The organism is Pseudomonas sp. NPDC087814 (assembly GCF_044742865.1).
GTDB lineage: Bacteria > Pseudomonadota > Gammaproteobacteria > Pseudomonadales > Pseudomonadaceae > Aquipseudomonas.
This window is the reverse complement of the sequence record NZ_JBIUVK010000001.1, coordinates 337,128-350,663: the sequence shown is the minus strand read 5'-3', so window position 1 is coordinate 350,663 and position 13,536 is coordinate 337,128. Positions and strand designations below refer to the sequence as shown.

Annotated in this window: 13 protein-coding genes; 7 read left to right on the top strand and 6 right to left on the bottom strand. The window is 63.2% G+C overall.

Annotated features, from left to right (window positions below):
- Window positions 1-17: 17 nt before the first annotated feature.
- The 3 genes from ACIOMR_RS01760 to aldA all read right to left on the bottom strand — a co-directional run bounded on the left by ACIOMR_RS01760 (window position 18) and on the right by aldA (window position 4,048).
- Window positions 18-1,235 carry a mandelate racemase/muconate lactonizing enzyme family protein gene (locus tag ACIOMR_RS01760; RefSeq protein ID WP_008432553.1) on the bottom strand — a complete coding sequence of 406 codons (1,218 nt, stop codon included), beginning with the start codon at window positions 1,233-1,235 and terminating at the stop codon, window positions 18-20.
- 1 nt (window position 1,236) lies between these two features.
- Entirely contained in the window at window positions 1,237-2,547 is a 1,311-nt protein-coding gene (locus ACIOMR_RS01755) for a nitrate/nitrite transporter (protein ID WP_401191850.1), read from the bottom strand.
- A 76-nt stretch (window positions 2,548-2,623) separates the two neighbouring features.
- Window positions 2,624-4,048 carry an aldehyde dehydrogenase gene (aldA, locus tag ACIOMR_RS01750; protein WP_401191847.1) on the bottom strand — a complete coding sequence of 475 codons (1,425 nt, stop codon included), beginning with the start codon at window positions 4,046-4,048 and terminating at the stop codon, window positions 2,624-2,626.
- Between the two features lie 208 nt (window positions 4,049-4,256).
- Between aldA and ccoN the strand changes: the two genes are divergently transcribed.
- Window positions 4,257-5,684, top strand: a complete 1,428-nt coding sequence (gene ccoN, locus ACIOMR_RS01745) for a cytochrome-c oxidase, cbb3-type subunit I (RefSeq protein WP_008432550.1) — start codon at window positions 4,257-4,259, stop codon at window positions 5,682-5,684.
- The gene (locus tag ACIOMR_RS01740; protein ID WP_401191843.1) at window positions 5,684-5,905 is read left to right on the top strand and encodes a cbb3-type cytochrome c oxidase subunit 3; all 222 of its coding nucleotides are present in this window, start codon (window positions 5,684-5,686) and stop codon (window positions 5,903-5,905) included. Before ccoN ends, ACIOMR_RS01740 begins: the two co-directional genes overlap by 1 nt.
- Window positions 5,906-6,015: 110 nt before the next feature.
- Here ACIOMR_RS01740 and ACIOMR_RS01735 read toward each other — a convergent pair whose 3' ends face one another.
- A complete protein-coding gene (locus ACIOMR_RS01735; protein ID WP_003212554.1) occupies window positions 6,016-6,510 on the bottom strand; it encodes a hypothetical protein in 495 nt (164 codons plus the stop codon).
- A 126-nt stretch (window positions 6,511-6,636) separates the two neighbouring features.
- Between ACIOMR_RS01735 and ACIOMR_RS01730 the strand changes: the two genes are divergently transcribed.
- Window positions 6,637-7,332, top strand: a complete 696-nt coding sequence (locus ACIOMR_RS01730) for an aspartate/glutamate racemase family protein (protein ID WP_008432548.1) — start codon at window positions 6,637-6,639, stop codon at window positions 7,330-7,332.
- On the opposite strand, the gene ACIOMR_RS01725 is transcribed toward ACIOMR_RS01730, so the two are convergent.
- On the bottom strand, window positions 7,329-7,841 hold the full coding sequence (locus ACIOMR_RS01725; protein ID WP_003212556.1) for a GNAT family N-acetyltransferase: 513 nt from the start codon (window positions 7,839-7,841) through the stop codon (window positions 7,329-7,331). The two genes, ACIOMR_RS01730 and ACIOMR_RS01725, sit on opposite strands and share 4 nt — an antisense overlap.
- Before the next feature lie 204 nt (window positions 7,842-8,045).
- On the opposite strand from ACIOMR_RS01725, the gene ACIOMR_RS01720 reads away from it, so the two are divergent.
- From ACIOMR_RS01720 to ACIOMR_RS01705, 4 genes are all read left to right on the top strand, one after another.
- Window positions 8,046-9,017 (top strand): helix-turn-helix transcriptional regulator, encoded by a 972-nt coding sequence (locus ACIOMR_RS01720; RefSeq protein WP_087693883.1) that lies wholly within the window; start codon window positions 8,046-8,048, stop codon window positions 9,015-9,017.
- A 138-nt stretch (window positions 9,018-9,155) separates the two neighbouring features.
- Complete coding sequence (locus tag ACIOMR_RS01715) at window positions 9,156-10,001, top strand: transporter (RefSeq protein WP_371317077.1); 846 nt, start codon at window positions 9,156-9,158, stop codon at window positions 9,999-10,001.
- A 22-nt stretch (window positions 10,002-10,023) separates the two neighbouring features.
- Window positions 10,024-11,199 (top strand): MFS transporter, encoded by a 1,176-nt coding sequence (locus tag ACIOMR_RS01710; RefSeq protein ID WP_087693885.1) that lies wholly within the window; start codon window positions 10,024-10,026, stop codon window positions 11,197-11,199.
- A 13-nt stretch (window positions 11,200-11,212) separates the two neighbouring features.
- Window positions 11,213-12,325: a class II histone deacetylase gene (locus ACIOMR_RS01705; RefSeq protein WP_087693886.1), complete on the top strand. Its 1,113-nt coding sequence runs from the start codon at window positions 11,213-11,215 to the stop codon at window positions 12,323-12,325.
- On the opposite strand, the gene ACIOMR_RS01700 is transcribed toward ACIOMR_RS01705, so the two are convergent.
- Window positions 12,322-13,464: a glycerate kinase gene (locus ACIOMR_RS01700; protein WP_087693887.1), complete on the bottom strand. Its 1,143-nt coding sequence runs from the start codon at window positions 13,462-13,464 to the stop codon at window positions 12,322-12,324. The genes ACIOMR_RS01705 and ACIOMR_RS01700 overlap by 4 nt on opposite strands.
- Window positions 13,465-13,536: the final 72 nt, after the last annotated feature.

Sequence of the window (13,536 nt, the reverse complement as noted above, 5' to 3'; positions counted from 1 at the left end):
CGCATAAGTCGTTTTTTTTAGCCCTTGGCGGGCGAAGTGTCTTTCACGTCAGCAGGCGTGGGCGCCATTTGCAGGTGCAGCCGCTCGCCGGTGTACGGCGTGTGCTTGCGCACCACGTCCATGTTCAGCTCCACCCCAAGGCCCGGCTCGGTGGACGGGATGATGTAGCCATCCTCCCATTGCAGCGGCTTGGTCAGCACTTCGGCATGGAAGCCGCCCCAGGTCATGATGCTTTCCTGGATCAGGAAGTTCGGCGTGCACGTGGCCAACTGGAAACTCGCCGCTGCGCCGATCGGTCCGTTGTACAGGTGCGGGGCGATCTGCGCGTAGTAGGCCTCGGCCATGCTCGCGATTTTCTTGGCTTCCAGCAGGCCACCGCAGCGGGCCACGTTCATTTGCAGGATCGATGCACCACCGGCCTGCAAGAGCTTGAAGAACTCGTACTTGGTGGTCAGGCGCTCGCCGGTGGCGATGGGAATGCTGGTCTTCGCCGCGACCTGGGCCATGGCCTCTTCCTGGCCTGGTGGCACCGGTTCTTCGAACCACAGCGGGTCGTATTTCTCCAGGCGCTTGGCCAGGCGAATCGCCGACGACGGCACCATCTGCCCGTGGGTGCCGAACAGCAGGTCGCACTTGTCGCCCACCGCCTCGCGAATCTTGCGGCAGAAGGTTTCGCAGCGTTCCAGCACTTCCAGGGAGATCTGGTGGCCGGAGTACGCGGTGTACGGGCCTGCCGGGTCGAACTTCACGGCGGTGAAGCCCTTGTTCATGTTCTCGATCGCGCATTCGGCGGCCAGGTCCGGGTCGTCATAGTCGTACTCGCCCTTGCTGTTGACCGGGTACAGGTAGGTGTAGGAACGCAGGCGCTCGTTGACCTTGCCCCCCAGCAACTCATAGACCGGCTTGTTGGCGGCCTTGCCGATGATGTCCCAGCAGGCCATTTCCAGGCCGCTGACCACCCCCATCATGGTCAGGTCGGGGCGCTGGGTGAAACCGCTGGAGTACGCCTGGCGGAAGAAGCGCTCGATGTGGTGCGGGTCGTGGTTGAGCAGGTAGCGCTCGAACACGTCCTCGATGATCGGCAGCATGGCCTTGGGGCCGAAGGTGGCGGCGTAGATCTCGCCCACGCCTTCGATGCCGCAGTCGGTTTTCAGTTTGACGAACAGCCAATACATGCCGCCGATGTGCGGCGGCGGTACGGCGACAATATGGGTTTCAAGGGCGACGATTTTCATCTCAGGCACCTGTCTGGTTGAATTTTTTACGATTGATCCGGGCGCGCAAGGTCAGGGCCGCGAGGGTCCCGAGCACGCCGATGAAGGCGATGTAGCCGAAGTACAGGTTGTAGCCGACCTGCCCCGGGTATGTGTCGGTGAGGTAGCCATTGATCAGCGGGATAAAGGTGTCCGGCAGGTAACCCACCACCGAGACGATGCCGATGGCCAGGCCGGTGATGCGCAGCGGGATGTCGCAGCTGTCGAGGATCGCCCAATACAGGCCGCGAATCGCGTAGGTCATCAGGCCGATAAAGATCACCGTGCCGATCAGCAAGCCGAGGCTGCCAATGGCCGGGAACACGATCAGGCCGACCATCGCCAGGGTTACCAGCAGCAGCGCGACGATCAGCACCGAGATGTTCGAAAACTTGTCCCCCAGCCAGCCGCCGCCGATCCCGCCGATGGGTCGCATCCACAACTTGATGGTGGTGATGGTGCCGGCCATCACGGCGGTCATGCCGCTGCCTTGCAGGTAATCGGAGAAGCTGTAGGTGGCCCAGAACATGTGGTAACCGCAGAACACGATGGCGGTCACCAGCCACAGCTCGGGGATTTTCACCAGGGTGGTGAGGTCGGCGATCAGGTTGAACTTGCCCTTCTCGACCGCCGCAGTTTCGGCCATGGACTTGGGGTCCTTGAGCAGCACCAGCACACAACCAATGGCGATACACACGAACGAATACAGGTACACCACGTGCTTGAAGCCTTCGGCCGCAGTTTGGCTGCGGGTCTCGGTGGCGTAGGCGAACAGCCCCAGGGCCACGGTCGCCAGCAAGGCTTCCACCAGGCCACGGCCGCCGTCGAGGATGCCGAAGAAACGGCCCTGCTCACTGTGATGGGCGATCATCTTCACCCGCTTGAGCACCGAAGCCCAGAAGGTCAGGCCGGTGGTCAGGCCCCAGCAGCCGAAGATGATCATCAGGCCGGTCATCGACGGCACGGTGGAGTACCAGATACCCAGGGCCCCGGTGGCCACCAACGAAAAGAAGATCAGGAAGCGTGGCGGCAGGCGATCGGCCAACCAGCCGCTCGGCAGGTAGCTGAGCAGGAAGATCGTACCGAGCATCGAGTACAGATAACCCAGCTGGCTGTGGTTGATCTGGAACACCTCGAGCATGGTGGTCTGGTAGACCTGGCGCAGGTAGAGGATCGGGTAGATCGCCCCGGCAGCCAATACCAGCAACATCAATTGGAAGTAGCGACTGGCTTTGTCGCTTTTAGCCGCGGACACGGCATCGAAACCCGGGGCAACGGGTGCAGGCTTGGACATCTTGTAGACCTCGGGCACCCACTGTGCAGGTGCCCCGATAATTGTTTTTATTGAGGTGAAGCCGGTGATCGGTGAATCAGTACTTCATGACCACCAAACGGGTCTGGGTGAATTCAAGCATCCCGTGCTTGCCGTCATCGCCGCCCAGCCCTGAGCGTTTCCAGCCGGCGTGGAAACCCTGGTAAGGGTCGGCCGGGGTGCGATTGACGTACAACTCGCCGGCCTCGATGGCGTTGGCGACTTTCATGGCCGTGCGGTAGTTCTCGGTATAGAGCACCGACGACAGGCCGAACTGGTGATCGTTGGCCATGGCCAGCGCTTCGTCGATATCGCGGTACTTGAGCACCGGCAGCACCGGGCCGAAGATTTCTTCCTGGATGATTTCCATGTCCTGGCGGCAGGCGCTGAGCAGCGTCGGCGGGTAGAAATGGCCCGGGCCGTCGGGGAGTACGCCGCCTGTTTCCAGTACAGCACCGTCGGCGATGGCGCGCTCGACCATGGCGTGAATATTCTGCCGGGAGCTGGCGTTAACCAGTGGGCCCATCAGGCCCGCATCCGTGGCACGGTCACCGAATTTGACGGCGCTGATCTTGGCCTTGAGCAGGGCCAGGAATCGGTCATAGACGCTTTCCTGCACATACACCCGCTCGACGGCCGTGCACAGTTGGCCGCAGTGGGTGGTCTTGGAAGCGATGATGTCGCTGGCGGCTTTTTCCAGGTCGGCGTCGGCCTCGATGATCGCCGGGGTCTTGCCGCCCAGCTCCAGGGACGGCTTGGCGATGTTGGCCTTGCAGTAGTCGAGCACGATGCGCCCGGCGTTGACGCTGCCGGTCAGGGTGATCAGGCCCACGGCCTTGTGGGTGCACAGGGCGGCGGCGGTGGCGTGGTCCATGGTCAGGATGTTGATCACGCCGGCCGGCATGCCCGACTGCTCGACGGCGCGGGCGATTTCAAAGGCGGACAACGGCGTGTTGTTGCTCGGGCGCACCACCACGGTGTTGCCGGCAATCAGCGCCGGGGCGATTTTGCGCAGCAGGGTATAGACCGGGTAGTTGAACGGAATCAGGCAAGCCACGACGCCAATCGGCTCGCGTTGCAGGAACAGGTTTTCGTCCGGGGTGTCGCTGGGGATGATTTCGCCTTCGATGCGGCGTGCCCATTCGGCGTGGTAGCGGGTGATCTGGGCGGCGTAGCGCGCTTCGTTGCTGGCGTCGTCGAGGCTTTTGCCGGATTCGCTGGCCAGCGCCCGGCCTATGCTTTCAGCACAGGTTTCGAGGGCGGCGGCGAAAGCCCGCAGGTATTCGGCGCGCTGGATGCTGGTGAGCTTGCCCCAGGTTTTCTGTGCGCTGGCGGCGGCATCGACGGCCGCAATGGCTTCATCAGGAGTGGCGGCGGACACCCGGCCTACCTGGGCCTCGGTCGCGGGGTTGTAGACCGCGATTTGGGCGGTGCTGACAGGTTCGGCGAAGTGGCCGTTGTAAAAGTTGCGCTCGATTTGCATATGGTTTTTTGCCCAATCGTTGTTGTTTTGCGAGTGACTTGCAGTTTTGTCATTGGGCGGGGGTTGGACAAACGATTTATTGACGGGGGTAACGTGCGGAAAATGCAGGTTAGTGGCTGATCCGTATTAATGACCCGGGTCTGAGTCTGTATTGTTCTACCCATACTTCCTACAGTGCCGCCCACTTGGAACCGTGGGAGGACTAAGCATGCAACCACCATCAACCGCACAGGCCTACAACTACAAGGTCGTGCGTCAATTCGTCATTGCAACCATCGTCTGGGGCGTGGTCGGCATGGCCATGGGCGTGTGGATCGCCTCGCAACTGGTGTGGCCCGAGATGAACCTCGACCTGCCGTGGACCACCTTCGGGCGCCTGCGCCCGCTGCACACCAGCCTGGTGATTTTCGGCTTTGCCGGCAGCGCGCAATTCGCCGCCAGCTACTACGCAGTACAGCGCACCTGCCAGGTACGGCTGTACTCGGACAAGCTCGCTGCCTTTACCTTTTGGGGCTGGCAGTCGGTGATCGTGATCATGCTGGTCAGCCTGCCACTGGGTTACACCACCACCAAGGAATACGCCGAGATCGAGTTCAGCGGCGCGGTGTGGATGACCGTGGTGTGGGTGGCCTATGCGATCGTGTTTTTCACCACTGTGGTGCAGCGCAAGACCCAGCACATCTACGTCGGCAACTGGTTCTTCGGTGCATTTATCGTGGTGATCGCGATGCTGCACGTCGTCAATCACCTGTCGATCCCGGTGGACTGGTTCAAGTCCTACCCGGTGTATTCCGGGGCCACCGACGCGATGGTGCAGTGGTGGTACGGGCACAACGCCGTGGGGTTCTTCCTGACCACCGGTTTCCTGGGGATGATGTACTACTTCGTGCCGAAGCAGGTCGGGCGGCCGGTGTATTCCTATCGCCTGTCCATCGTGCACTTCTGGGCGCTGATCACCCTGTACATCTGGGCCGGTCCGCACCACCTGCACTACACCGCGCTGCCGGACTGGGCGCAGTCGCTGGGGATGGCGATGTCGCTGATCCTGCTGGCGCCGAGCTGGGGCGGGATGATCAACGGCATGATGACGCTTTCCGGGGCCTGGCATAAATTGCGCACCGACCCGATCCTGCGCTTCCTGGTGCTGTCGCTTGCGTTCTACGGGATGTCGACCTTTGAAGGGCCGATGATGGCGATCAAAACCGTCAACGCCCTCTCCCATTACACCGACTGGACCATCGGCCACGTCCACGCCGGCGCCCTGGGCTGGGTGGCGATGATCACATTTGGCTCGCTGTACCACATGATCCCGAAAATCTTCGGGCGCGCGCAGATGCACAGTGTGGGGCTGATCAATATGCACTTCTGGCTGGCGACCATTGGCACGGTGCTGTACATCGCGTCGATGTGGGTCAACGGCATCACCCAGGGCCTGATGTGGCGGGCGGTGAACGATGACGGCACCCTCACCTACTCGTTTGTGGAAGCGTTACAGGCCAGCCATCCGGGATTTGTGGTGCGATTCGTCGGCGGGGTGTTCTTCCTCAGCGGCATGTTGCTGATGGCGTACAACACCTGGCGCACGGTGCGAGTGGCGGATTTGAAGGTGGCGCAGCTTGACGCGCAGATCGCCTGATGTGGGAGATAGCGCTGAACCTGGCGGCGGTGATCAGTCTGTATGGCGCGGTGGAGTATTGCCTGCGGGGCCAGTCGAAGGAGAGCCTGGATGAGGCCAGCCTGATGCCGTTCGCCGATGACCCGGAGGTGGCACGGCGGGTGGAGCTGGCCACGGGCAAGCGGTTCAACGCGGTGGCGCCTGAGGAAACAAAGCAGGACTGGGGCAATATAGAGATCTAATTGTGGGAGCGGGCTTGCTCGCGAATGCGGTGGTTCAGTCAACATATACAGCGACTGACACACCGCTTTCGCGAGCAAGCCCGCTCCCACACAAGCACCACATTGAGCGACTAGCCGCGTTCGCGGGGAATCAGGCTCTGCAACTGCAACGCCAGGAAGTTGGCATCGAAGCCGAACGTATCCGGGTCTTTCAAACCGTTGGTTTTCTTCCACAGCCAGTCGTTTTTCCCCGGCAGCAATACCAGGGAAATGCTGCCGTAGCGGGCGGCGGTCAAGCCCATCACCGACAGCGAAATCAAACCGCCGGCGCCCATCACATCCGGCACGAACTCCACCGGTTTGCCGGCGATATGGATGGTCAGTTTCTCGGTCTTGAAGGTGGAGGTCTCCACCGGCACGCTGGGACCGGAAGCCACGTACGCCTCGCGCTGCACTTCCAGCAAACCGACCGTCTTCACAGGCGCAAGCCACTGCTCGATCTGGCCGAACAACTCGCCGATCTTCTGCGCCCAATGGGCCGACTGCACTTCGAACTGCTGTTTCTTGTGGGCTTCGCTGTCGGCGTAATGACGCAGCATCTCGCCCAGTTGTTGTACATCGTCCATTGCCGTGTTCCTTGGGTGACCCATGTTGCGAGCCTTGATCATGGCAGATGCCGCACACCGGCGTATGACTAAAGCGCAGCGCGCGGGTAATGTGGTGCCCTCGCCCGTCCAATTCAGGAGCATCGCATGCGCACCATCGGCCTTATCGGCGGCATGAGCTGGGAGTCCAGCGCCGAGTATTACCGCATCATCAACCAGAACGTGCGCGACCAGCTCGGGCCGCTGCGCTCGGCACAACTGTTGATGTACAGCGTCGACTTCGGCCCGGTGGAGCAGGCCCAGCACGCCGGGCGCTGGGACGATGCGGCGCTGATCCTCGAAGACGCCGCCCGCCGCCTGCAAGCCGGTGGCGCCGAATGCATCGTGCTGTGTACCAACACCATGCACCTGGTAGCGCCGCAGATTGAAGCGGCGGTGTCGATACCGTTTCTGCATATTGCAGACGCTGCCGGCGCGGCGGCCGTGGAAGCTGGCACCCTGAGCGTTGGCCTGCTGGGTACCGCGTTTACCATGGAGCAGGAGTTTCTCAAGTCACGCCTGGCGGCGCAGGGGCTGACCGTGCTGGTGCCCGACGCTGAAGAGCGCCAGGCCGTGCACCGGATCATTTACGAAGAGTTGTGCGTCGGGGTGATCAGCGACGCATCGCGCGAGGTGTACCAGCGGGTGATCGAGTCTTTGGCCGCCCGTGGCGCCCAGGCCATCATCCTCGGCTGTACGGAAATCAGCCTGTTGATCAAGCCGCAGCACAGCGACCTGCCCTTGCTGGACACCACCGAGCTGCATGCGCAGGCTGCGGTGGCGTTTGCGTTGCAGGACGACTAGGCCGGCTTGCGGATGCGCGCCATGGTCAGGGTGTCGACGAATGCGCCGTCACGCACGGCGTAGTCGCGCAGCAGGCCTTCGGTCTCGAAGCCGAACTTGTGGTACAGCCGGTGGGCGGCTTCGTTGTCGGCGTACACCGTGAGTTCCACCCGGTGCAGGTTCATCCAGTTATCCGCCACCTCCAGCGCCGCGCCCAGCAGCCGGGAGCCCACGCCCTTGCCCTGCCAGGCGGTGGCGACGCCCATGCCGAATGAACCGACGTGGCTTTGGCGCACGCGCAAATACTGTTCCAAACCCAGCTGGCCGATCACTTCACCGGCATGCAGCGCCACCAGCTGTAGCCGCCGCTCGTTGTCCTGCACCAGGCGTTTGCGCCAGGCCTCGACTGACTGGAAAGGCATTTGCAGCACCTGACGGCAGACAGCCGGGTCGTTGTAGAGCGCAGCGACGCCTTCAAGGTGGGCCTCGGTGAAGCGCGTGATAACGATCTTGGGTTCAGGTGTGTGCATGGTGTTTCGTCCTTTGAAAAACACGTGGCCGACCAGTGTAGGCGGCAAAGCGGTTTTTTGGCGAGTACAAATCCTGCCGCACATCATGCATCTGTAGGATAGCGATCAGCCCCCGCAGCGCCGATACTTCACCCAGGCCCTGCCCCGTTTCGGCCTTTAAACCCTGTGACTAGAACAATAAAAAAGTCCCACAGAGGAACGCCCATGAGCCGTCTTGATCCCCCCGGCCTGTTACAGGCTTTCAGCACCCTGACGCTTGATCTGCAACGCCTGGCCCAGCATCAGGACATCGAACAGTTTCATGGCCATGCCCTGTCGCGCATCAGTCAACTGCTGCCCTTCGACAGCGCATGGTGGGGGCGTGCCGCGATCATCGATGGCCTGCCGGAAGAACACAGCAGCTACCTGCATCACCTGCCAGACACGTACTTGGCCGACTGGCAGTCGATCCGCCATGTGGACGTGACGGTCGGGCTGGTGCACGAAGCACCCGGCCAGGCAGTGATTGTCGACATGCTCGACCCCGCCAACGGCCCGGGCCAGAATTGGTTGGGTCAGCGCCATGACATTGGCGAGTTGTTGTGTGTGATCCACGTCGACCCGCAAACCCGCCTCAGTGACCACTTGAGCCTGTACCGCAAACCGGGAGCGCCACGGTTCAACCAGGACGACTGCCAACTGCTGAACAACCTGATGCTGCACCTGGTGGCGGCCGTCTCGGCGAACCAGATCCGCACCCTGGTGGCCATGCGCGAAACCCTTACCAGCCCGCGCAACCTGGCCCTGGCGGTCTGCGACCAGCGCGGGGTGTTGCAGTGTGCCGAACGCGGGTTTGTCGACCTGCTGCTCAGTGAGTGGCCGCAATGGAGCGGCCCCGCCCTGCCGGTGCCGTTGAATCAGCGCGGGCATGAGGGCAAGCACATCCATATCGAAGCCTCGGCCGTGGGCGATCAGTTTCTGTTGGCCGCGCGCCTCAACCGCGCCCTGCCCCAGCTCAGTCCCAGAGAGAACGACGTGGCCCAGGGCTTTGGCGAAGGCAAGACCTACAAGGAAGTCGCCCGCGACCTGGGCTTGTCGCCGAACACCGTGCGCCATCACATCCGCGCCATCTACAGCAAGCTCGGGGTCAAGGACAAGGCGCGCATCGCGCACTTGCTGCACGCCCCGCCCGACTGACCTCACCCCTTAATTCGTTGCTTTTTTGCGCTGTCGTTTTGACGGCCTCGGGCGCCCTTTGCCCATTTTCCGCTGCCATCCATCACATTCCATAAGAGATGCCTCGCGATGAATCACTCCACCTTGCGTCACCTGGCCATGCTGCTGGGCGGCACCCTACTGAGCCTCGACAGCCAGGCCGCCGACCTCAACGCCCGGGACTTTTTCGGCGCGCCGTCCGGTACCAGCCTCGGCGTGCTGTACTTGCCGGCGACGCGCTACGATGATTTCCACGGCCCGGCCGACACCACCGGCAAGGCCGACTTGAAGGTCAACGCCGTGGCGTACCGCCAGGTGTTTTTCACTGACGTCTGCGGCACGCTGTGCACCCCGCAATTTATCCTGCCGTTCGCCGACATCAATGCGCGCTTGCCCGGCGCCAGCCAGCACACCGGCGAGAGCGGCTTTGGTGACCCGCAGGTGGGCGGCACGCTGTTTTTCATCAACGACCCGGCCTCACGCACCTACAGCGGGCTGTTGAGCCTGATCACCGTGCCGGTGGGCGAGTACCACAGTAAAAACCCCGACGTGTCCCCCGGGGCCAATCGCTGGGGCGCGACCTTCGTTTACAACTACACCCAGGGCATTGGCGAGAAATGGGTGCTGGAAGCCAACCTCGAAGCCCAGTTGTACGGCACCAATGACGACTATTTCGGCAGCGACCTCAAGCAAGACCCGCTGTACCGCCTGCAAGCCTTCGCCTCCTACGACTTCAGCCCGGCCACCTACGGCGCCCTGCGTTTGATCCACGCCGATGGCGGCGAGCTGCGCATCAACGACCAGCGCATCGACGACACCCACAAGCGCTACACCCAGGTGGGTTTCGAGGTAGGGCATTGGCTCGACCGGCAGAACCAAGTGATGTTCAGCCTTTCGCAAAACGTCGCGGCATCCAACGGCTACGCAGGCACCGACGCCCTGTTGCGGCTGGTCCATGTGTTCTGAATCACTTTCCCGGAGCTTGCCCATGAACACTCAGACCCACGCTGCAACCGCCGGCCTTTCAGCACGGTCATGGCCGTTGCTGGCGGCGATCATTCTGTTCGCCGCCATCACCCCGACCATCCTGATGACCGCACCGGCGGTGGCCGCGCAACTGGCCAGCCAATGGCAGTTGAGCCCGTCCCACATCGGCGACCTGTTCTCCACCGAGCTGGGGGCGATGAGCCTGGCCACCCTGCCCGCCTTCTGGTGGCTGAAACGGGTGGACTGGCGCCTGGCAGCCCTGGTCGCCGCCGTGGCATTCATTGCCGCCAACCTGTTGTCGATGCTCGCCGACACCTACGCCACCTTGCTTGCCTTGCGTTTTATGAGTGCCTTGGCGGGCGGTTCGTTGATGATCATCTGCCTGGCCAGCGCGGCTGCCACTGCCAATCCAAGCCGGGTCTACGGCTTGTGGGTGATGGGGCAACTGGTGGTCGGAGCGATCGGCCTTGGCGTGCTGCCCGGACTGTTTGCGCGCTATGGCCTCGGCGCCTGCTACCTGATTCTTGCGGGACTGATGACGCTGCTGTTGCCACTCGCCCGGTGTTTCCCGTCCGGCAGCCCGCCGCGCGAGCAAACCGATGCAGCGCCGATACCTGTCTCCCGGGTGAAGGCTGCGCTGGGCATCGCCGGGATCCTGGCCTTCTACGTCAGCCTCGGCGGTGTCTGGACCTTTATCGGCGCCATCAGCAGTGGCGCCGCAATCTCCGCGCAACACAGCGGTGAAGTGCTGGCCCTGGCCACCGTGATGGGCATCGTCGGCGCCGGCTGTGCCTCGCTGATCGGTACGCGCTTGCCACGCCTGCTGCTGTTGCTGGTGGGCTACGCCCTGATGGCCGGTGCGGTGCTGTTGCTGAGCGGTACGCCAACACTGCTGCGCTTTGCCCTGGCAGCGCTGCTGTTCAAATTCACCTGGACCTTCATCCTGCCGCTGATTCTCGCCTGCCTCGCCGACCTCGACCGCAGCGGCAAGCTGATGAACACCTCCAACCTGGTGATCGGTGCGGGCCTGGCCATCGGGCCGGCCATTGCCGGGCGGCTCATCGAAGCCAGCGGCGGGTTTGCCTCGCTGCTGGTGGGCGGCGCCGCCGTCACCCTGTTGTCCCTGGCGCTGATGCTCGGCAGCCGCGCCACGCCTGACGCTGTTTTAACCCGCTGAACTGGAGACTCTGATGAACCGAACCACCGCGTTTTTCTTTGATGAACTAAGCCTCTGGCACAGCGCCGGCGCCCACGCACTGACCTTGCCGGTGGGCGGTTGGGTGCAGCCGCCTGCCAGCAGCGGGCATGCCGAGTCGCCGGAGACCAAGCGGCGCTTGAAAAGCCTGCTGGACGTATCCGGGCTGAGCCGTCACCTGCAACAGCACAGCGCAGTTCCGGCCACTGACGAGGACTTGCGACGGGTACACGGTGCCGACTACCTGCAACGCTTCAAGGCCCTGAGCGATGCCGGCGGTGGCGAACTGGGCCCACAGGCACCGATCGGTCCGGGCAGTTACGAGATCGCCCGACTCTCCGCCGGGCTGGCCATCGCTGCAGTGGACGCAGTGCTGAGCGGGCAGGTCGAGAATGCCTACTCACTGTCGCGGCCGCCGGGGCATCACTGCCTGGCGGACGGCGCCATGGGCTTTTGCTTCCTGGCTAATATCGCCATCGCCATCGAGGCCGCCAAGGCGCGCCGCGGGCTGGGCAAGGTCGCCGTGATCGACTGGGACGTGCACCATGGCAACGGCACCCAGTCCATCTTCGAAACACGTGGCGATGTATTGACGATCTCCCTGCACCAGGACGGTTGCTATCCGCCGGGCTACAGCGGTGAACAGGACCGTGGCCGTGGCGCCGGCCTGGGCGCCAATATCAATATCCCGTTGCCGCCAGGCAGCGGCCACGAAGCCTATCTGCACGCGATGGAGCGCATCGTGGTACCGGCCCTGGAGCGCTTCGAGCCGGAACTGATCATCGTCGCCTGCGGCTATGACGCCAACGCCGTGGACCCGCTGGCGCGCATGCTGCTGCACAGCGAGTCGTTCCGCCTGATGACCCGTACAGTACGCCAAGCCGCCGAGCGCCTGTGCCAAGGGCGCCTGGTGCTGGTGCATGAAGGTGGTTACAGCGAAGCCTATGTGCCGTTTTGCGGGCTGGCGGCGCTGGAGGAGTTGGCCGGCGTGCGCACGGCGGTGGAAGACCCGATGCTGGAGTTTGTCCAGTTGCAGCAGCCCAAGGACGTACTGCTGGGGTTTCAGCGCCAGTGGATCGACCGACTGGCGCAGGGCTTTGAGGCTTAGACCGCCAGGGCGGCCACACGCCAAACCCGGGCAATGTCCGAGGCGCGCTCGCGCAACAGGCGCGGTGCGTCGCTGCAGGCCTGTTCCAGGGTAGTCGGGCCGGACGGCAAGGCGAACGCGGCATCCACACCGTGGGCGTACATTTGCTCGTAGCCATCCCCCAGGGTGCCGGCGATCACGATCACCGGCACGTTGTGCTGCCTGGCGATCCGCGCCACGCCAAACGGGGTCTTGCCGCGCAGGGTCTGGGCATCAAACCTGCCTTCGCCGGTGATCACCAGGTCGGCGCCACGCACGGCTTGCTCAAGCCCAACAAGCTCTGCGACCACTTCAACACCCGCGCGAAACTGCGCGCCAAGGAACGCCTTGGCGGCGAAACCCAAGCCACCGGCGGCGCCGCTGCCGGGTTCGTCGCGTACGTCTTTGGGCAATACCCTGGCGCAGTGATCGGCAAAATGGCCGAGGGCCGCATCCAGTTGCTCGACTTGCTGGGGAGTGGCGCCCTTTTGCGGGCCAAAAATCGCCGAGGCCCCGTGAGGACCGCATAAAGGGTTGTTCACGTCGGCGGCGATTTCGAAGCGCACTTCGTTCAGGCGGGGGTCCAGTTGCTCAAGGCTGATGCGCGACAGCTTGCCCAGCGCCAGGCCGCCAAGGGGCAGCGCTGCTCCCTCGGCATCAAACAACTGCACACCCAGGGCTAGCATCGCCCCGGCGCCGCCGTCGTTGGTGGCGCTGCCGCCAATGGCCAGGATGATGCGCTGGGCGCCGGCATCCAGGGCGGCGCGGATCAGTTCGCCAGTGCCGAAGGTGCTGCTGGAACACGCATTTCGCTGACCCGGTGGCACGAGTTGCAGGCCGCTGGCTTCGGCCATTTCGATGATTGCGGTGTGGCTCTCGGCCAACCAGCCCCAATGCGCGTCGACACTGCCGCCCAATGGCCCTTGCACACGGCTGGTGCGCAGCTCGCCCTGGCAGGCGGCGAGTACCGATTCCACCGTGCCCTCACCACCGTCCGCCATTGGGCACTTGATCAGCTCGGCGTCGGGCCACACGCTGGCCAACCCCTCGGCAATGGCATTCGCCACGCCTTCAGCACTCAGGCTGTCCTTGAACGAGTCGGGGGCGATGATGATTTTCATGGGCTTTCTCCGGTTTTTATAACGCCCATGCTGCCAGTTGGCACCGGCAATAACGCCGGTCCATTGCACAAG